Annotated in this window: 11 protein-coding genes; 6 read left to right on the top strand and 5 right to left on the bottom strand. The window is 38.4% G+C overall.

All coding sequences use genetic code 11. The annotated features are described in order from the left end of the window. Positions 1 to 182: 182 nt before the first annotated feature. Positions 183 to 1,595 carry a sulfatase gene (locus HX109_RS11735; RefSeq protein WP_178952187.1) on the bottom strand — a complete coding sequence of 471 codons (1,413 nt, stop codon included), beginning with the start codon at positions 1,593 to 1,595 and terminating at the stop codon, positions 183 to 185. Between the two features lie 660 nt (positions 1,596 to 2,255). Between HX109_RS11735 and HX109_RS11730 the strand changes: the two genes are divergently transcribed. The 3 genes from HX109_RS11730 to HX109_RS11720 all read left to right on the top strand — a co-directional run bounded on the left by HX109_RS11730 (position 2,256) and on the right by HX109_RS11720 (position 8,167). Beyond that, entirely contained in the window at positions 2,256 to 5,321 is a 3,066-nt protein-coding gene (locus HX109_RS11730) for a SusC/RagA family TonB-linked outer membrane protein (protein ID WP_178952185.1), read from the top strand. Positions 5,322 to 5,345: 24 nt separating this feature from the next. Next, complete coding sequence (locus HX109_RS11725; RefSeq protein ID WP_178952183.1) at positions 5,346 to 6,902, top strand: RagB/SusD family nutrient uptake outer membrane protein; 1,557 nt, start codon at positions 5,346 to 5,348, stop codon at positions 6,900 to 6,902. 155 nt (positions 6,903 to 7,057) lie between these two features. After that, on the top strand, positions 7,058 to 8,167 hold the full coding sequence (locus HX109_RS11720) for a helix-turn-helix domain-containing protein (RefSeq protein ID WP_178952182.1): 1,110 nt from the start codon (positions 7,058 to 7,060) through the stop codon (positions 8,165 to 8,167). 4 nt (positions 8,168 to 8,171) lie between these two features. On the opposite strand, the gene HX109_RS11715 is transcribed toward HX109_RS11720, so the two are convergent. After that, positions 8,172 to 9,296 carry a hypothetical protein gene (locus tag HX109_RS11715; RefSeq protein WP_178952180.1) on the bottom strand — a complete coding sequence of 375 codons (1,125 nt, stop codon included), beginning with the start codon at positions 9,294 to 9,296 and terminating at the stop codon, positions 8,172 to 8,174. Further along, positions 9,296 to 10,720 (bottom strand): sulfatase, encoded by a 1,425-nt coding sequence (locus HX109_RS11710; protein WP_178952178.1) that lies wholly within the window; start codon positions 10,718 to 10,720, stop codon positions 9,296 to 9,298. Before HX109_RS11710 ends, HX109_RS11715 begins: the two co-directional genes overlap by 1 nt. Positions 10,721 to 11,061: 341 nt before the next feature. Here HX109_RS11710 and HX109_RS11705 point away from each other — a divergent pair, with 341 nt between their 5' ends. Together HX109_RS11705 and HX109_RS11700 are read left to right on the top strand one after the other, a co-directional pair. Beyond that, on the top strand, positions 11,062 to 12,480 hold the full coding sequence (locus HX109_RS11705; protein ID WP_178952176.1) for a purine-cytosine permease family protein: 1,419 nt from the start codon (positions 11,062 to 11,064) through the stop codon (positions 12,478 to 12,480). Continuing rightward, complete coding sequence (locus tag HX109_RS11700; protein WP_178952174.1) at positions 12,477 to 12,653, top strand: hypothetical protein; 177 nt, start codon at positions 12,477 to 12,479, stop codon at positions 12,651 to 12,653. Before HX109_RS11705 ends, HX109_RS11700 begins: the two co-directional genes overlap by 4 nt. A 92-nt stretch (positions 12,654 to 12,745) precedes the next feature. Here HX109_RS11700 and HX109_RS11695 read toward each other — a convergent pair whose 3' ends face one another. After that, positions 12,746 to 13,573 carry an SDR family oxidoreductase gene (locus HX109_RS11695; RefSeq protein WP_178952172.1) on the bottom strand — a complete coding sequence of 276 codons (828 nt, stop codon included), beginning with the start codon at positions 13,571 to 13,573 and terminating at the stop codon, positions 12,746 to 12,748. Positions 13,574 to 13,844: 271 nt separating this feature from the next. Here HX109_RS11695 and HX109_RS11690 point away from each other — a divergent pair, with 271 nt between their 5' ends. Further along, complete coding sequence (locus tag HX109_RS11690) at positions 13,845 to 20,867, top strand: choice-of-anchor D domain-containing protein (protein WP_178952170.1); 7,023 nt, start codon at positions 13,845 to 13,847, stop codon at positions 20,865 to 20,867. A 234-nt stretch (positions 20,868 to 21,101) separates the two neighbouring features. Here HX109_RS11690 and HX109_RS11685 read toward each other — a convergent pair whose 3' ends face one another. Next, on the bottom strand, positions 21,102 to 21,554 hold the full coding sequence (locus tag HX109_RS11685; RefSeq protein WP_178952169.1) for a DUF4442 domain-containing protein: 453 nt from the start codon (positions 21,552 to 21,554) through the stop codon (positions 21,102 to 21,104). Between the last annotated feature and the right edge of the window lie 242 nt (positions 21,555 to 21,796).

Here is a 21,796-nt window from a genome sequence, read left to right as displayed (position 1 = left end):
AGCGATATTTTTGTTTAGATTATTTGTAATATACATGACATTATTATTGAAAATTTTTCATTTTAAATAGATTTTAAACTCTTTGAATTTTTAATTAATAAGATATTCTTAAAATAAATAGTCATAAAAAACAGTATGTTTAAATAAATAGGATGAATTTTATGTTATTGATAATATGCTGATTATTTCTTTTTGCCATAATATTCGTACAAGTCGAATTTGGTTACTTCACTTTTTATAATGGTATCTGCGGTTTTCAACCTCCATTTTTCAAGTTCTTCTTTATAGGTGCGCACTATTTTTTTATAGGCACTATCGTATGCGAGATTATTAATTTGGTCTGGATCATCTTTTAAACTGTAAAGCTCATATTCAGGTCTTTTTTCGGTAGATAGTGCATAGAACCTACTGTATACACCATTTTCATCTTTTTTGGATACCATAACACTTTTGGAAGGGCCGTTATCGATATCACTATAATTCCATTCTGGGGATCCAGCAGGCCATCGATGAGATCTAAGGTTATGTATGAAGAGGAAGTGATTATCACGAACTGCGCGTATAGGGTACGCATAGTTTTCTTCCCTTGCGAAAGCATGGCGCTCGCGCTCTAGAAACACTTTTTCCTGCGGCTCGTAATGGGTATTGGACAGTAAACCGTAAAAACTATGTCCTTGCATCTCTTTAGGAACTTCCAATTTTGCAGCCTCTAGTATAGTTGGCGCTATATCAATAAGGTTAATGTAGCTATCTATTGTCTTCCCTTTTGCCAAATGTTTTCCCCATGATATCGCCAAGGGAACTTTTGTACCAAGATCGTAACAATTTGCCTTCGCCCTTGGGAAAGGCATTCCGTTATCACTGGTAACTATGATTATGGTATTGTCCAACAAGTTATTTCTTTCCAAGCGGAAGAGAATTCGGCCAAGGTCGTAATCCAATCGTTGAACTTCGTAATAATAATCCAATACATCAGATTTTATTACGGAGTCCTGCGGCCAAAAAGATGGCAGCTCTACCTTGTCCATGCTTAAGCCTGCCTCAACTCCAAAGCCCTGTGTATAAGGTCGATGAGGATCTCTCGTTCCGTACCAAAGACAAAATGGCTTATCTTTTGGTGTATTCTCAATAAAGTGTTCGAAGTTTTCTATCTCGGTCCCAGAAGGATTTCTCTTGTACCCTCCAACTTCATAGTTTCCCGGGGCCCATCCTTTTTCTTGAAAAGCCACTATATAACCTGCGCTTTCTAAAATTCTGGTGTAATTAGGGAAACTATTGGGTAAGGTTCCCCATAAATTAGCCCCTTCATTTAACGCATGTGGGTACCTACCCGTTAAAATGGCAGCTCTTGCTGGCGTACAGGAAGGTGCAGCACTATATGCATTGGTAAATAATAATCCATTTTTGGCAATACGATCAAAATTTGGTGTTTTTACCACTTTGTCACCATATATACTGGCGTGTGGAAAGGACCAATCGTCTGCCAAAACAAATATTACATTAGGTCTTTCTACTACTTCCCTATTAACTATCTCTTCTTGCGTATAACTTTTAATAAAGCTCAAAAACAAGCATATTCCTATTATTTTTTTCATTTTAAAATAAAAATCAAATTTGATTAAAACCGACCTCAAATCGTATACTTCATAAATACTACTTTGAATGTCTTTTCGAGATTATTATATTGTGAATTCTTATTGCTTAAAAATGGAAATTATACAGAATTAACTGGTCAAATCGAGTAATTTTGAAATCAAGAGACAGTTTTGGATGTTCTTGGACAGTTCCTTTTGTTATTTTCGGCATACCTAACCCCTAAAATACCTAACTATGAAGTACAGCTTAAACCCTTATTATCAATATAAAACAACCTCACACAATCTGCTTTTTATAAGCTTAAAAATCATCACGCAAACGTTGTAAATTTCAGCAAAAAACAGACTTTCAAAACTCTTTGAATTTTAAATTTCTAAGAATAATTTATTTTTTTCAAGAATAATCAATCACTTTACAAAAAACCCCTATAAACCCTTGATATATCGACAAAAAAAGAGAAAATTACATGGTTTAAAAGTCTATTTAATTTGAATTTTGAAATCGAAAGGGTTTAGCAAACTATTATTTCAAAATTTAGAAAAGATTAGAAAGTCATTTTTGTCGGGACATCAGGCTAACAAACTACAAAACCCTCAACCTGATCAATCGAAAACAATGATAAAATCAATTTAAAATTTTCACTAACTAAACATTTAACGATGACCTTTAAGATTTACACAAAGCTAACTGTATGTATGCTGATGTTTTTTGGTTTTAGTTCGCTAAGCGCCCAAGAGATAACCGGTAACGTTACAGATGAAAACAACACCCCTTTACCGGGAGCCAATGTTGTTGTAAAAGGGACCACCAACGGTACCCAAACAGATTTCGATGGTAATTACACTATTACCGTGCCCTCAAATGATGCTGTATTGGTATTCTCTTATATAGGATACAACAGTCAAGAAATTTCCGTTTCTGGAAAAAGTTCCATAGACGTAACTTTACAGCCAGATATCGCCAGCTTAGACGAGGTGGTGGTTATTGGTTATGGTACCCAGGAACGATCGGATGTTTCTGGTGCAGTTTCCACGGTTAGCTCTGAGGCTCTAGAAGGAAGACCCGTTGCCGATTTTCAAAATGCATTGCAGGGACAAGTGGCAGGTCTTCAAATAACCAATAGCTCTGGAGCTCCAGGGGGCGCTACCTCTGTAAGAATTAGAGGTACGGGAAGTATTACGGGAGGAAGTGCTCCGCTTTACGTAGTGGACGGTAACATTATTAGTGCAGGTGTTGGTAACACTCAAAACGACCCATTTGCTACTATAAACCCATCTGATATTGAGTCTATTAACGTTCTAAAAGATGCTTCGGCAGCAGCCATTTATGGTGCAAGAGCAGCGAATGGAGTTATTATTATCACTACGAAGAGAGGTAAATCTGGAAAACCCCGTATAAATTTTAATACGTTTGCTGGTTTCCAAGATGCTACCAATACTTTAGATTTATTAAATGCCCAACAATATCAATCGGTAATGAACACCGTTAGGGACAACGCTGGGCAGCCCCGTATCCCTAACCTCGATGGTACCACTCTGACTGAATCTACAGACTGGCAAGATGCCGTTTTAAGGTCTGGTGCGGTAAGCAGCTACGAGTTAAACGCAAGTGGAGGTAGCGATTATACAAACTTCTATATGTCTTTAAGCCACTACGATGAAAAAGGGGTGGTTATAGGAACCGGATTTAAAAGAACATCTTTTAGAATAAACTCTGACACTGAATTGGGTCGTTTAAAAATTGGAAATTCTTTAACTGTTTCCCGTTCTACATACGATAAAGAATTTAGAGCCAATGGAAGAAGTATCCTATATTGGGCACTGGCAAATTCTCCTGCAATTCCTATTTACAACGAAAATAATGTAGGTGGCTACAACGGGCCTACTGGGGACGATGGCGATACAGGGGTTTTAAACCCAGTAGCCGCACAAAACCTTATTGATAACGAAAGTATCGTTAATCGAATTTTAGGAAACGTATATGCAGAAGTAGATTTATTAAAAGACCTGACCTATAGAATTAATTTTGGTGCTGATATCTCTTCTTTCAGAAACAACCTTTTTGCCCCCTATTTTGTATTAACGCCTGGTGAAGCCGTAGTGGGATTACCAAACGGAGCACAAGTGGACAATGGGAATGGAGAAAACGTCTCTCTACTTTTAGAAAACACTTTGCAATACAAAAAGCAACTTGGAAACCATAATATTGACCTACTAGCTGGTTACACGGTGCAAGATGACGAGCGCGTAAATACAAGTGTAACTACGGTTGGTCAAAATATTAGTGACGATTTTCCAGTTATAAGTGGTTCTAGTGAATCTCCAATCCCTCCTTCAGGTGTTCGAATAGAAGAAAGAACTGTTTCTTATATAGGAAGGGTTTTATACAACTACGATAGAAGATATTTGGCAACCTTTAACTTTAGAAGAGATGGATCTTCAATTTTTACAGGTGATAATTTGTTTGATAATTTCCTTTCCGGTTCTGTAGGTTGGGTTATTAGCAAAGAAGCTTTTATGGAAAATAGCGTTTTTAGTAACTTAAAACTTAGAGCGAGTTACGGTTTCTTAGGGAACGACCAAATTAATGCGAACGCTACCACCTCCATTTTAAACACAAACCCTCGATATGTTTTTGGTTCCCCTCAAGCCGTTATTTCTGCGGTAGCACCCGATGGGCAACTTGCCAACCCTGGTCTAACATGGGAAAAACAAGAACAGCTTAACATTGGACTTGATTTTGGACTGTTTAAAAACAGGTTTACCATGAGTGCAGATTATTTTATTAAAACCTCTAACGATCTGCTTCTAAAATTTCAATTACCGGATGCCACTGGTTTCGAAGAAGTTTTTATTAACGCTGCTGAAGTCGAAAATAAAGGATTGGAATTAATCGCTAATTTCAATGACACCAAAGGGGATTTTAGCTATGGAGTTAGTGCCAACGTAACATTTTTAGATAACAACGTAAATAAATTAGCAGAAGGACTAGAAGCTATAGAATCAGAATCTTCAAATGAATTTCCTGCAAGAAGAAGAATCGAACCTGGAAATTCTTTATTTTCATTTTACGGTTATCAAGCCGATGGTATCTACCAAACTCAAGAAGAAATTGACAATGGTCCTACTCCTTACGATAATAGTGTTGCACCTGGAGATTTAAGATTTCGGGATTTAAGTGGTCCTGATGGAACTCCAGATGGAAGAATAGATGAAAACGACAGAACTTTTATTGGGGATGCAAATTTAGATTTTCAATATGGTTTCACCTTTAATATGGGGTATGAAGGATTTGATTTCTCTGCACAATTTCAAGGGGTGGCAGGAAATGAAATATTTAGTGATACCAAATTCTATACACAAGGTTATTACAGAACAAATAACTTAACTACAGATGTACTGAATGCTTGGACACCTACCAACCAAAATAATACCACTCCAAGGGCTATCCCAAGCACAAACAGCAATAACGATCTACCATCATCTTTCTTTGTAGAAGACGGTTCTTACCTGAGATTGAAAAATCTTCAGGTGGGTTACAATTTAAACCAAAATACCCTAAATGCCATCGGTTTGGCTAAAATGAGAGTGTATTTCGCCGGTCAAAATGTATTCACCATTACAGATTACTCAGGATTCGACCCAGAGGTAGGCTTATCTGGTTTTGACAACGTACAGTACCCACAATCAAGAAGATTTACTGTTGGATTACAATTAGGATTTTAATAGATAACCTTAAAAATTAGAAAAATGAATTTTAAATATATAAAATCAAGTGCCAAAATTTTAGCATTCTCAATGCTAACAATGGCGGTAAGTTGTGGCGAGGAATACCTTGAAGATGCCGATGTATACCAAAATCTAGACACAAATACTTTCTATCAATCACAAAACGATGCGGTGTTGGCCGTAAATGCCACATATACTCCATTGCAGTACCAAGGGCTTTACAGACGTTACCGTTATTTATTGGATTATATGAGCGGGGATTTGGACATTACCAGTGGAGGTTTTCAATTGACCGAATATCCTGGTTTTAATTTCAACCCCTCCTCTAACCATTTAATACCTGCGGCATGGGAAGCTTCCTATGTAGGAATTTCTAGAGCAAACACTGTTTTAGAAAAAGTGCCACCCATTCAGTTTGAAGACCCAGATTTAAAACCACGTTTATTGGGTGAAGCTAAATTTTTAAGAGCACTCTACTATTTCAATTTGGTAAGATTATATGGGGGTGTGCCTATTTACGATCGTGTATTTTCAGGAGACCTGAACGATCCACTCTTTCAACCCGAAAGAAATACTGAAGAAGAAGTTTATGCTTTTATAGAACAAGATTTAAAAGAGGCTGTAGATATGTTGCCAAACAGCTATGGAGCTGGTGAAAAAGGTAGAGCAACCGCAGGTGCGGCTCAAGCAATGTTGGGAAAGGTATATCTATATCAACAAAAATATGCCGAATCTAGAGCTGCTTTGGAAAAAGTAATTAATGGAACTTACGGAAATTACAGCTTGGTAGATTTTATAACCAATTTTGATGCTAACAACGAAAACAATAACGAATCTGTTTTCGAAATTCAATTTGAAACTGGTGTGGGTGCTGGGTTCTCAGATGGCGATACCGATAGAACAGCAGAATCTTTTTGGATAGCAACAGCACTTAACCCAGGAAGGCAAAGAGCTTTTGCCAATGGGGTGCCATCTGTAGAAGTAAACGAGTTTTTCGATCAATTCCCAGAAGAAGATGGGGTAAGACGTTTCTTTACCATAGCCAGACCTGGCGATACTTGGGGAAGTTGGGACCCTATTGCCGAAGATCCCGTAGCTGCTGGGCAGTGGAGAGATCGTACGGGAGAACGCCCTGGAGTACCCTTCAGCGGAGTAAGAAAATACACCGAAGGTCCTTTTCCTGTAGGGTTTGTACAATCTCCCCGTAACTTTAGACTCATGCGTTATGCAGAAGTCTTACTTATGTTCGCAGAAGCTGAAAATGAAGTAAACGGTCCTACCGCGGCTGCTTATGCCGCTGTTAACGAAGTAAGGGAAAGAGCACAGGTAAGCGATTTACCCGCAGGACTTTCTAAAGATCAATTTTTCGTAAAAATAGTAGAAGAAAGAAGATTGGAATTTACTTTTGAGTTTCAACGTTTCTTCGACCTGGTTAGATGGTCCAAAAGATCGAATGTTCCAGCGATTGCATCCCCAGAACAAATGCCTGGTTTTGTAAGTGGCAAAAACGAAGTATTACCAATTCCAACAGGGGAAATTATATCGAACCCCAACTTAACTCAAAACCCAGGTTATTAAGAATATTCTATGAAAAGATATATATTGTAAATTACTTTAATTCAACTTGTTAAAACCGTCAGGGAAAAGCTCTGACGGTTTTTCTTTACTTTAAATTATCAATTTATTAATAATCGTATATTTTTTTTAGCTTTTTATTTATATTTGGCTTACATATGGCAGTATTTATATTTATTTGGGGATTTTTACAAAGTTTTATCGTTGGTTTAATAATTCCTATTGTTAAATCAGCGCGTAATAATTATATGTTGTCGGCCATTTTTATAATGACTGCCTTCAACGTGCTCCTTCAATATCTACTCCGCTTTGAAAACCTTAGAATAGATTACCCGCATTTTTTAATTACCCCAGATATCTTCGATTTGTTTTTACCGCCATTGGTGCTGTTGTATATTAAAGTAATGATGGGGCAAGACATCTCTACCAATAAGTACCGTTACTTTATCGTTCCTTTGGTATGGAGTGCCGTTTTGGTATGTTTTGTAAGTTTTTCTTCAGATATTTCCCATAAATCATATCTTGGAAGCACTTTTCATAAAACAAGTTTGTCGGTAATTTTCTTATGGAAACTTTTTATTGTGTATAAAGGGTATCAGCTTTTAAAATTTAGTGATCTTAGCTTGAAACAAAAACAAGAGGAATTATTACTATGGCCGCGGGTACTGGTTATTTTCTTGGGGATCTTAACATTTATTGCCTTTACTTATTTGTGCTACTTCATGCTCATTACCCCAAATTTTGAAGAGAAAAATGTAGTTAGGGAAACCGTACGCAATATGGTGCAAATGAACTACGTTCTTTTTACCTGTTCCATTATATTTTTAACCATCTTTTTCTCTCTTAAATATCCACGTATTTTATCTGGACTCCCAGTAATAAAAAGCATCGAGAAATCAGATTTCCCTGAAGGAGAAGCCTACGTTAAGGAGTTGGAAAAATTAATTTACGAGAAAAAGATTCATTTGGATACAGAGCTAAACGAAAAGAAATTGGCGGATGCCATGGGCATTCATTCCTACATTTTATCGAAACTTTTAAATGAGTATTTAGGAAAATCTTTTAGTGAATATATAAATGAAAAGAGAATAGAGGAGTCTAAAAAGCTATTGAGCAAAGAGACCAATAAAAAGCTTACTAATTTTGCCATTGCTGTAGACAGTGGGTTTAGGTCAGAATCTGTATTCTATATCAACTTTAAGAAAATCACCGGGTACACACCTACGCAATACAAAAAGCAAGTGATGGGTAAGAAATCTGCATCCTAGCATATTATTCAAATGAGGAAATCATAAATTGCTTCTTAATAACAGCCCCATGTTCATTTTTTAACTGAAGAATTACTGCCTCTTTCTCCAAGCGTACCGAAATAACCTCAACAATTTTTTCATTCAATAGGCTGGTAAAAGCATAGTAGGATCTGGTGATATTTTCCCCTGCATCGATATAATCAAAAGAATTCCTACCGTAAAACTTACGGTCATTTTCCATCATTTCCTGAAAAGATATGCCCATACCACACGTAGCAAATTCTATTGCCCTACCGTTAATTTTTCCCTTTTTGTACTGCTGCCAAAAATTTACCCATGGGTACTCTTTAGTTTTCCAAACATAGCCAACAAATAAATTTTGTTCTGGTTGATAAATAACCGCCCATCCTATGGAATCCTTGACGATATGAGAGGTGAGAAATGTTCTTTTTACAACTCCAGTCGTTTGAAGGTTTAAGGTATCCTTCCCTAATATTCCGTTAGGCCATATAAACGCATTTTTGGATACTTCATTATAATCTTTCCTCGGAAAGCTTCCCTTTTGGGTAAACCCTTCCCCGGCATTACTAAAAATTATACTGTTATCTACAAATTGACCTCCAAAGGTGGCATGTTGTAAAATATTATAAGGTCTTCCGATGGGCAAATTATTATGTACGGTTTCTGTAATCTTAATAACTCCACCCTTAGCTGGCACCGAAACAGCACGACTTACATCTAGCTTTTCAATCGTACTATGAAAGGAGGTGTACATTGTTTTAAGTGTTGGTTGACTTTCTACACTATCGATCACCCATTTCTTTTGGTTGGCATCCCCATATAATTTCACTCCTGCTCTTTGTTCTCCATCCGTTGGCATCCCCCAAGTGCCCAAACTCAAAAAATGGCCTTCAAAGTCAAAACCATTTTTGTTGATTCCCGGCTGATCTTCAACCCCTAAGCACCAATCGAAAGGGTTGATTGATGCTTTAAAAGGTTTAAATTTAACGATTGAAGAACCGTTTAAAGTTGCCCTGAAAATAATTAGATCATTTTTAAGTTGATAACCATCTTTGAAAGAAGTAATTTCTTGAGCTGCCAATGCACTGGCATATAGACATAAGAAAAAATATATTAATTTCTTCATTATTCTTTGGGCTTGGGCATATTTGCGTTTACCTCTTTTTGCCATACTAAGATACTATCTTTTAATTCTTGGGTTAATTCAGGCATTTCTTCTGCCAAATTGGTGGTTTCACCTATATCTTTTGTCAAATTATACAAAGCTACCGACCCATCTTCTAAAGATAAAATTAATTTATAATCCCCTTTTCGTATGGCCGCATTTGGTTTTCCTCCTTGATTACTAAAGTGAGGATAATGCCAATAAATAGCCCCCTCTCTTTCAAGTGGTTTTCCATAAAACGCATCCATTACGTTAATTCCATCAATTTTATGGTCAATCTGAAGAGAATCATCAGCTAAACTCAAAAAAGATGGATATAAGTCTATCGTCGAAATAATACTGCTGTCTACAGTTTGTGGAGGAATTTTTCCTGGCCATGAAGCGATCATCGGTACACGAAGCCCCCCTTCGTAAATTGTGCCTTTTCCGGCTCTTAGAGGTGCATTGTCCGTAGGCTTAATTCCACCTTCGCTCACAGACAAACCACCATTATCAGAAACAAAAACTACCAGCGTATTATCGAGTAAGTTATTTTCGCTTAGGCTGGCCATAATAGCTCCTACCGAGCTATCCAGTTGATCTAACATAGCGCCATAAATAGGACTAAAATCTTTTGGTCTTGGATTTTTCTTATTTCTATACTTTTCAATCAAGCTATCTTTACCCTGCAACGGCATATGCACCGCAAAATGAGCGACGGTTAAAAAGAAAGTAGTGTCCCTATTTTTTTCTATAAATTTTTGTGCATTATGCGTAATCTCATCCGTTAAATGTGGCAGCTCGTATGCTTTTGTTGCATCTCCTATCTTAAACCACTTATAGGTATCATCAACTTGGTTCAATTCGTAATCGAAGCCCTCAGTAACGTCAAATCCATGAAACTTAGGGTCTGATTCACCAAACGAAGTATTCTCTCCTAAATGCCACTTCCCAATAAGTGCCGTTTTATAGTTTCGCTTTTTTAATTCCTCGGCAATGGTAATCTCCTCTAAAGGCAAGCGGTCTTTAAAGTCTGCTGGGAGCACTGGGGAAGCTTCTACCGTTTTTGTTCCGTATAGATAATTGGTCAACCCCACACGTGCAGGATACCGGCCGGTTAATATACTTGCTCTAGTTGGGGAACAAACGTGGCAAGCGGCGTAGGTATTTGTAAACCGAACTCCGGCTTGTGCCAAACTGTCTAGATGGGGAGTTTCAAAATAAGTATTGCCATAACACCCGAGATCACTCCATCCCAAATCGTCGGCTATAATTAAAACGATGTTTGGTTGCTTTGTTTTTTCAGAGAGTTGTGCATCTTCTTTTTTTTCCTCTTTTGAATTACAGGAAATTATTAAGGTGATGGAAAAAAGTAATAAAACCTGATAGATTCTTTTAGTGCTCATAATCGATTTGTTATTTACACAAAATATCTAAATATTTTATCGACTTCACTATTTTTTTATAATTTCGGAGGAGCATAAATAATATTTAAGGCCTATTTTTATCAAAAATTAAATAACAGAATTAAAATCATGACTCATTTTACTTCAGAAAGTTAAGATTTTCAACTGTTTAAGCATACATTATTGTGCATTGCTAATTACTATACTCGTTTGTAAAAATGCTGAACTTCCTTTCTTTGATTTTACAAATTCTAAGTTCAGGAGGAAAATATTTAACCATTTTTACCTTGACTGATTAAGACTCGAATCTAAAAACTAATAACAAGATTAAAACCTAACGAATGAGTATAAAGAAATGGCTTAATTTTGGAGAGGCCAAAAATATCGAAGAATACGAGCGTACCCCCGTACCGGAATCTAAAACTAAAAATTTCAAGGATTTTGTGGGACTTGTTGCCGGCGAGCATATTGCAGGTACCGAATTTGTAATCGGCCCTCTTTTTGTATTACACGGAGTTTCTGCAAAAGATCTTATACTCGGACTTCTCATAGGAAATATTTTAGCTACCTTAAGTTGGGCATTAATATGCGCTCCTACAGCTGTTAAAACAAGACTTACCATATTCTACCAGCTGGAAAAAATATGTGGTTTTAATTTAGTTTCCATTTACAACTTTGTAAACGGACTTCTTTTCGCGGTTTCGGCAGCTGCCATGATTGGGGTTTCCGCCTCCGCCATTGGTATTTTGTTTGATATTAAAGGACCTGGATTAACAAGTCTATATCCCGACAGTTTTTCTTGGGTAATGATAATTGTAGCAGTAGGTTCTGTTATAGCCATCGTGGCAACCTTTGGGTTTGAGATTGTAGCTAAGTTCTCTTCTTTATTTGCCCCTTGGATGCCTTTGATTTTTTTGGCAGCAGGACTTGCCATTTTACCGCAACTCGGTGTCACGGGGATAGGTGACTTTTGGGAAGTGGCCAATGAAAAAATTTGGACCGGAGTTCCTGTTGCAGGACAAACAAAATATACTTTTTGGCATGTTATGATATTTGCTTGGCTCTGTAACAATGCCATGCATATTGGTCTCTCTGATATGTCTATCTATCGATATGCGAAGAAAGCTTCTTATGGTTTTGCATCGGCGTTTGGAATGTTTATAGGTCATTTTATGGCGTGGATCGCTTCTGGAATATTATGCGCCTATGCAATTAATATAGGAAATACCGATCCGTCTCCAGGGGAAATTGCCTATTTGGGAGCTGGTATTGCTGGTTTGTTGTGCGTTGTAGTTGCTGGATGGACCACAGCCAACCCTACTATTTATAGAGCTGGTTTGGCCGTACAAGCATTGATGCCCTTTATGAAAAGATGGAAAATTACAGTTGCTGTGGGAGTAACGGCTACTGCTATGGCCTGTTTTCCCGTAATTATAAGTAAACTAGATCAGTTCTTAGGTATTTATGCGCTGGTAGCCGCTCCAGTAGGCGCAGTGGTTTTAGTGGATATTTTTATATTCCCAAAAATGAACCTGACCTCAAACCTTGCTGAAGTTAGAAAAATGAAATTCAATCTATCTGTGGCCATCACCTGGGTAATTGCGATGGCTTCAGGATACGGACTCTATAACTATTTTAATTCTGATTTTTATTTCTTTATGGCACTGCCCGGCTGGATTGTAGCCGCCATTGTTTACGTTATCGCTGGATACCTTCAGCAAAAAGTATTTGTAAAATCTCCAAAAACAGTTAAAGCATGATTCCAGTTTTTAAAATAGTCTCTTATTTAGGCCTCGTATTGATATTTGTGACCTCCATTTTGGTTTTCCTCCGCATTGTTTCTCTATCGGAATATAAAATTCTGCTTTTGGTAGGTTCTGTTTTGTGGTTGGCAAATGCACCCTTTTGGATGTTTAAAAAGGCGGAAGAATAGAATAAATTAAAGTTGATTGCAAAAAAAGGCTCCTCTACGTTGAATATACAAAACGCTGAGGAACCTTGTTTTTTACTGTTTTCTGAATATAACTAAACCCCGCTAAAAGCGCTAAATCCGCCATCTATTGGCACTACAACACCGGTTACAAAAGATGCACCCTCACTGCATAACCACAATGTAGTACCAATAAGATCTTCTGGCTCTCCAAACCTTCCCATAGGTGTTTGGTTGATGATGGTTGTTCCCCTAGCTGTAAGTTTGCCATCATTATTGGTTAGTAGCGTTCTATTTTGGTCGGTAAGAAAGAAACCTGGTGCTAGTGCGTTCACTCTAATACCTTCTTTAGAAAAATGGACTGCCAGCCATTGAGTAAAATTGGAAACCGCTGCTTTGGCTCCACTGTAAGCAGGAATCTTTGTTAATGGAGTAAACGCATTCATGGAAGAAATGTTTAAAATACTACACCCTTTTTTCCCTACCATGTCTTTCGCAAATACTTGTGTAGGCAATAAAGTACCAATAAAATTCAGGTTAAACACAAATTCAATACCCTCACTATCCAAGTCGAAAAACGTTTTAAAACCTTCATCCTTGTTCAATAAATCTTCTTTGAGGAAATGTGGGTTGGAAGTGGTTCCCAGAGGATGGTTACCTCCTGCCCCATTTACTAAAATATCTACAGTACCCAAGGTATTGTTTATTTCATTCTTGGCTTCTTCTAGGGAGTCTTTCTTTAAAACATTTGCAGCAACCCCAATTGCTTTTCCCCCTTCTTTATTGATGTCATTTGCTACCGCATCGGCTGCATCCTTTCTTAAATCTAAAACTGCAATTTTATGCCCCTCTTTCGCCAAGGCTTTTGCCAAAGTGCTACATAAAACACCTCCTGCTCCTGTTAAAACTATTACTTTACTCATTGTTAAAATTTCTAATTGGTTAAAAAATATTAGCGTGTACGTACACACAAACAAATATAATTAAAAATATGTGTACGTACACACAAAATAAACTTTTCGCGCTAACTGGCTATTTGAGAAGCTTTGAAGAAAAAACCATTAATTGAAAAAAAAACACAACAATTTGAAAACTAATATTTTAACATAAAAAACATCATCGATTGACCAATTTCTTCGATAACTTTTCATAAATTGCTGTTAACAAGTTCTTTAACATTTTAACAGCAAAACTATGAGAAAAAATTACTTTCCCATACATCTTGCACTGGCCTTCCTCCTATCCTTTTTTTGCCAGTTAGATGTATTCGCTCAACAACCAAAAAAATTACCGGCCACTCCAGTTATTTGTCCGGCTAAATTTCAAGACATGAATACGCGGGTGAACATTCCACCTGAACGTAGTAAAGCTTTTCAACAACGAATGCAGAATGTAGCAACGGCCGAAATCCAGGTAACTTACGGACCTGGCGCTCAAGCGAACCCAGATGCTCAAGCTGCTTTTCAATTTGCCCTAGATATTTGGGCAACACAAATTGTTTCCCCTGTTCCTATTAAAATCTTTGCGGATTTTGCAGATCTTGGTCCGGGTGTTCTTGCCTCCGCAGGTCCCGCTTATAACGTTAATGGCGTTCCAGGAGCTCCAGATCCCAATGTTCTATATCCCGCCGCACTGGCCAATGCCATTGCCGGTGAAACCTTATTTCCCGATGAAAATTTCGACCTCATCGTGAACTTAGGTAATGGGATACCTTGGTACTTTGGCACCGATGGAAATACGCCCTCTGGCCTATTTGATTTTGTGACAGTAGCATTGCACGAAGCAGGTCACGGACTTGGATTTACTACCGTTAGGGGTTTTAACAACGGCGTTGGTACTCTAAGATCTAATGGGTTGCCTTCTATTTTTGGGGTATTTATAGAAGATGGTGATGGCAATCTCCTTCTGGATTTCCCAGACCCCTCTACAGAATTAGGTGATGCTTTTACTGGAGGAGATATTTTTATGGGTGGAACCTTTGCCGTTGCAGCACTTGCGGGAACACGTCCCGAATTGTATGCGCCACCAACATGGCAAGGCGGATCCAGTTTGGCTCATTGGGATGAAGCTGCTTTTCCTGCAGGAGATGTAAATTCCCTAATGACTCCTCAAATAGGTTCTGCTGAATCTAATTTTGATATCGGTGATATTACACGTGGCCTTTTTAAAGATATGGGGTGGGTTATTAACGATGCTGAAGCTCCACCATTATTGGTCTCTCCAAATTCCATAGACGAAGAATTATTTGTGGGCGACACCATTCGAAGAACTATTACCATTTCCAACATTGCAGATGTAGAAATTACAGCCACAGCGGGAACAAACTCCACAAATTCGACCATCGAACTTATCGACCCTCAGCAAGTCACTATTCCGTCGGCAAGTTCAGATTCCCTAGAGATAAAATTAAACACAAGCGGACTCCCAAAAGGGGTTTACAACGATACCATATTCATTTCGGCACCAGAGTTGGTGGCGCCCATTGCAGTTCCTGTGGAAGTGCGGGTACTCGACGGCACAGAAACACCATTCTTAGTGGTAACTCCGAGTTCGTTTGAAGAGACCATACAACAACTACAAGTAGTAACGCGCGACTTAATAATTGAAAATACAGGCGATGCCGATCTTGAATTTAATATCCTAGTGAATGACGAAACCCCTATTGATTTTGCCAAACGGGTAAAAATGAGCAATAAAGCTTTAGCAGCCACAGGAAAAAATAAAAAGCAATACAATTTTGCTTCCAAAACAAGTGGAATTGCTTCTTTGGTTAAAACAAAAAGCAATCAGTTTACAGAAGTTGTAACTTCTTTGTATTCCACAGATTTTGAAGAATTTACTCCCGGGGATATCAACAGTCAGTTAGGTTGGGTTTCCCAGTTCGCTGATAATTGGATTATCGCTACTGAAAATTCTTTTGAAGGAAACCAGCATTTTAGAGGTGTTTCCGATGGTCTTGGAGGTACAAGACCTGGAAATATATTGGCAATTTCACCCAGTATCACCCCAGCAGCCGAACCCTTTATGGTACTAAGCGCGCAAGTGAATATTCAAGGTACGGGAACTAGTTGGGAGGTAATTCCCCAGTCCCCTACCGCAGGGTCTGTAGTTACCAGATTACGGTTCAATGCCGATGGAACCATTGATGTTTTATCGGATCCAGATTTTGTTAGAATCGAAGCGACCACTCCTACAGGATATTTCGAACTGCGAATTATAGTAGATAAAGACGATGCTACCTTCTCGATATATTTTGATGACGAATTAGTATTCTCAGGACAAGGTTTTGCACCGATTATCGAACAGGCTGTATTTCTTTCTGGCATGGAAAATACCGGCTCTACCTTCGATGTAGACAACTTGGAGATTACCGATGGCGACCCCAATGCTTTCTTTTTATCAGTGGCACCCAATTCGGGCATTGTAGCCCCAGGAAGTACACAAGCCGTACAAGTTAAGTTCGATGCTCGGGCGATAGATCCCGGGAATTACGAAGCCTCGCTTACGGTAAACAGTAACGATTCGGTGAACTCACCGGTTAATGTTCCAGTTTCTTTAACCGTTCTGCAGCCCCCAACAATCGAGGTAGCACCAGATTCACTTAGTGCTTCGGTAAATGTACAAACAGATATTCCTCCAGTAAAAACAGAGACTTTTACCATTTCGAATTCTGGAGAAAGCAATTTAGATTTTACCACTTCTTTGGGAGCATTGCAGTTTAGCAGTTCCTCTTCCGCTTCAGAATTTGCCCTAGGGAATCTAGATATGGCGAGGTACGGAGAAGGAAAATCTGGTAATTTTAAAGAAAAACTAGCGGGAGTTACCGAAAAAAGCAGCAAAACACTCCTTATACAGGACAATGCGACTTTTACGGATTCTATTTTCTACGATAGCGGAATACCTTTCCCCGATAATTTTGCGGGAGTTCAAACCAGTGCCTACACAAGTGCCGTAAATTTTGATGCTGAAAGTGAATTCACTTTAACGGCTGTGAGGAATGGCTACCGTACGGAAGCCGTTACCGACGCGCCCATTATTTTGGAAATTTATAGAGGTGGCGCTACCCCAAATGATGGGGAATTACTTCTTACACAAACTTTTGAGCAAACAAGTGCAGAAGGTATTCTGGTAGCAGAAGAACTTAGCGAAGCGCTTACATTTAGTGCAGGGGAATCTTTTTGGGTAGTACATAAATATCCTGATGGAATTGAGTTTCCGCAGGGTGTAGACGATACCGCTACGCAACGCCCCAACACCTATTTCTTTAGTGGGGATGGTGGCGCTACTTATAATCCATCTGGTTTTGTATTCTTTGTTAGGGCCCTAAGCGGTGAGACAGAAGAAAGTTATATTACCTTGGAACCTTCCGAAGGAACTGTGGATCCCGGAACTTCGGTGGATGTTACGGTTACTTTTAACGGTGAAAGCTTAGCAAACGGAACCTATAACAGGGATATCATAATTTCAAGTAACGATCCCGTTACTACAGATGCTACGGTAGCTACGAATTTCGAAGTGAGTGGGCAACTTTCAGAAATTAGTTTATCAGATGATTTTCTTCTTTTCAACGATGTATTTATAGGCGCAGAAAGAGAACGTAGTTTTACTATTTTCAATACCGGTCTCGCCTCATTAGATATCTCAGAAATAACGTCGGACAATACTGATTTTACTGTAGAACCGGCTTCAGCCAGTATAGGGGCATCTGATAGCTTACAGGTGAAAGTAACATTTGCACCATCTGAAGTTGGAAATGTAAATGGAATTATAACCATAAACAGCAATGCAGACAATGTAGAAACCTTAGAAGTAGTGGTCAATGGAGTTGGTGTAGAACCCCCCATTGCGGTATTGGATCCGCAGGAAGTGGCTTTAACCACCGATGCAGGAATTACCATAGACACTAATATTTCTTTGAAGAACGAAGGGAAGGCGCCGTTAATTTTTTCGTTCCCAGACTTAGCAGTTATGGCGGCATTGGCAAAACCAAATGTAAAGTTGAACGATACCAAACACATTAATTTTGAAAGCTTCAGCTTATCTCAAGAAAAAGGTTTTACAGATAATAGAAGAGGTGCCAATGTAGAATACAGTGTAGGTATGGACAATGGTTTTGGCTACACTTGGATCGATAGTGATGAGCCGGGCGGACCAGTATTCAATTTTGAAGATATTACCGCCATTGGAACCGATATTACAAGTTTGGTTGGCGGAGATGGCTCTACGGAAGTTTCCATTTCTTTCCCTTTCGAATTTTACGGGGAAAACAATGCTTCTGTATATATAAATGCAAACGGGTTCTTGGCTTTTGAAGAACCTGCTGGACTTACCTATGTGAATACTCAAATTCCAACTGAAGATGGCATCAATAGTGTAATTGCCGCATTTTGGAACGATATAGAACCGCAAAACGACAACGGCGCTGTACATTATTTAGACGACGGAAGCAAGTTTGTAGTGCAATGGACGCAAGCCCCTATTTTCTTAGGCACTGCAGAAGAAACTGTTACCTTTCAAATTGTATTGTACCCAGATGGGAACATCGATTTTTATTATGAAGATGTTGAAACAGCTCCGTTTAGAAATAGTGCAACCGTAGGAATTGAGAATTTTGATGGTACCGATGGCGCACAAGTCGCTTTTAATACCGACTATGTAAAGGATAATTTGGCCGTTCGCTTTGTAAAACCTTCTATAGCCTTAACAGATCTCATAAGTAATGTGAGTCCGATTTCGGGAGTAGTCCCTGCAGGTGGTTCTAAAGATTTAATGGTAACCTTGGATGCCACCGAATTGAACGACGGCATTTACTTCGATGAGTTGATGGTTTCCAGTAATGCTCCAAGTGATTCGTTAAATACAACTCTTTTTGAATTAACAGTGATAGGTTTTCCAGAAATCTCGGTTCAGCCTGATACACTGCAATATGAACCAATTTTTGTCGGTTTAGAATCGGAAGCCAATTTCTTAATAGAAAATACAGGATCGAAAGCATTAGAGATAACTTCGCTTAGCAACGAAACCAATGATTTTGTTTTAGATACTATTGCACCTCTAACCATAGCTCCCGATGAAAGTTTACAGATTGGAGTAACTTTTAAACCAAGCTCTGTTGGGCCAATTGAAGATAAAGTTGTTATAGAAAGTAATGACGCGTTTGGAATGGAAACTGCCATTGTCTATTTATTCGGGGAAGGCGTAGATCCTCCTGTTATTTCGGTTATGCCAGATTCCTTAAACTTTGAAGTAGTTAGGGAGATGAGCATTACAGAAACCGTAACAATTGAAAATACTGGTAATTCCACGCTCAATTACGCACTTTCACCTCCATTTTTTGGGAAAGCTGGAGAAGCAAACCAGAAAAGCTTGAACTACGAAAAAATGGACTATCCAAAAATTCGCAGTAAAGAGACTTTAGATACTCGGGTAGGCCCTAAACTTTTAAACGCCAGTGGCGGTCCGGGGACTTTTGGTTATACTTGGGTAGACAATAACAGTGGCGGTCCAGAGTACGATTTTATTGATATAAGTTCCGACGGCCAAATAGCCAATGTGGGAGCAGATGGAGATGAAACTGTGGCCTTGCCTTTCGCATTTAATTTCTTTGGGGAAGAACAAGATAGTATAACCATTGCAGCCAATGGATTTTTAAGCTTTGCGCCAATAACTGGCTCTAATTTTAGCAATGCTCAAATTCCAGATCCTGCAGATCCGAACTTATTCATTGCACCGCTTTGGGACGATTTAGAACCACAAGATGGCGGTGGGGTGCTTTATATGGGAACTTCAGAATATTTTATTGTACAGTACGAAGCTGTTCCCGGATTTGGCTTCCCTCCTTTTCTTCCCATTCCAGACCCGGTAACTTTTCAAGTTATTCTTTTCCCTGACGGAGGTATTAAAATGCAATATGCCAATGTAGATTCCACGATTCGTACCAGTAGTACAGTCGGTCTAGAAGGTCCGCAAGGATTGTCTGGCTTACAAGTAATTTTCAATACAGAATATTTGACGGACGGATTGGCGATTACCTTTACGCCTCCTGTTTCTGGAACGGTCGAACCAGGTGAAACAGCGGAAGTGCCCGTGACTTTTTCTGCGAAAGGATTGGCTGCCAACACTTCATACGAAGGCGATATTCTAATTAGTAGTAACGACCCTTTAAATCCAGAGGTAAGTATTCCCGTAATACTGGAAGTACTCGATGCTCCAGAAGTGGTCAGTTTTACCTTAATAAATGCTAACACCAATAAAGAAATCGGAATGTTAGAGGAAGGTGATGTCATCAACTTAGACGATTATAATGTAAATGCTTTTAGCGTCGTTGCCAACATTGGGGATTTACCGGTTGGAAGTGTCATTTTTGATCTAAATGACAAAGATAAGTTCCAAAAAGAAAATATAGCACCATACGCTATTGGGGGAGACCAGCAGAACGGTACGGTATTCAACCCTATAGAATTACCGTTGGGGGAAAATACCATTACAGCCACTCCATTCACCGAAAAGAATGGAAAAGGGATGGAGGGTATCGCTTTAACCGTAAACTTTGAGGTTACGCAGTCTCCATTAATGGTAAATAGTTTTACATTATATAATGCCGATACCGATGAAGCTATAGGGCCTTTAGAGAATGGCGCTGTAATCAACCTAGATGAATACGATGCCAATGCCTTTAGTATCGTAGCCAATGCTACAGCCATAGGCACCAAAAGCGTAATCTTCGATTTTAACGGTAAAACTAATTTTCAAAAGGAAAACATTGTTCCCTATGCTTTAAAAGGGGATAAAAACAATGGAACCGATTTAAATGCGGTTGAATTTCCCGTAGGAACAAATTATGTGACCGCCACTCCTTACGATGGTAAAAATGGTAAAGGAAAAGCGGGAATTCCGTTGACTGTTATTTTTGAAGTTACCAGCAGTGAAGCACAGGTGGCGACAAATCTTCCCGATATGGATTCTCCGGAAGAATTTAGCATTAAAATTTATCCGAACCCGGTAAGGAATGAAGCCAGCTACCAATTAATTGGAAAAGCAGTTTTAAATGAAGGGTATCTCTATAATTTAAGCGGAATTTTAGTTAAAACTTTCGCAGTGGAGAAAACCAACAGTGGCACCATTAATATGAGTAGTTTCCCAGCCGGTGTTTATCTTTTGAGGCTTGTGGATAAAAAAGGTAAAATGATTGCGCAAACAAAGGTTGTGAAAAAGTAAACCGATTTTAATAACTAAATAATAAAAATAGCAATTTCAATGGTCATTCTTCGCTTACCGGAGGATGACCATTCTTTTGTGCAATTATTAATGAAAAAAAATCGGGTACGTAATGCTATCCATAAATTTCATATCCCTTTGCAAATATATCCTAAGCGTTTCTAGATTAATTATAAAACTTCTTTTACCCAAAAACCTTAACAACTATAAATTGCTTAAAAGGATAAAAAAGTACTACTTCACCCTTACGGTCCATTCAAAATCAAACGTAGAAACTACATCCCCAACTTCATCCTTGCCTACAGATTGCATCCAAAAAGTTTGTCCCTCTCCTGTTTCAATTGTTTTTTTAATAGCTTCGTCGATTAAATGTCCGTCTTTACATTCAAAAGTAATTCGGCCCTTCGCTTTTTTGGAAAAGTTAGCTTTGTTATTGGCGACCAGCATAGAAATTTTATGCTCTTGTTCCCTTATTTTACCAATCACAATAGCTCCTGTAGACAACTCGGCAGCCATCCCCTGCACTGCCCAAAACATAGAGTTAAAAGGATTCTGATTAATCCATCTATGCTTAACGGATGTCTTACAACTGGTATCATCTATAGCTAAAACCCTTACCCCACAGAGCCATGCAGAGGGTAATTTTATCATTGAGAACTTATTGAGTTCAGAAGGTGTTAATTTCATATTCTTGCTTTATTTTATGGTCTTTCCTTGATCTACATAACATTAGGCAATTTGCGTTAGGAAAGATAATTTCTTCAAAAGTAATCAAATTAATTACTTCTACATATTCTTAAATTTTTGTTAAATATAGGTACTATGTTTTGCATAATACCTTTTTTTAGATATATATTTGTAATAGAAATTAGTAGGTTATATATTTACAATCAAAAGTCATCAATCACTTACATCCACGCTGTGGACAA

Source organism: Galbibacter sp. BG1, assembly GCF_013391805.1.
Lineage (GTDB): Bacteria > Bacteroidota > Bacteroidia > Flavobacteriales > Flavobacteriaceae > Galbibacter.
The sequence above is the reverse complement of the archived record's forward strand: the minus strand, read 5'-3'. Positions and strand labels throughout refer to the sequence as shown.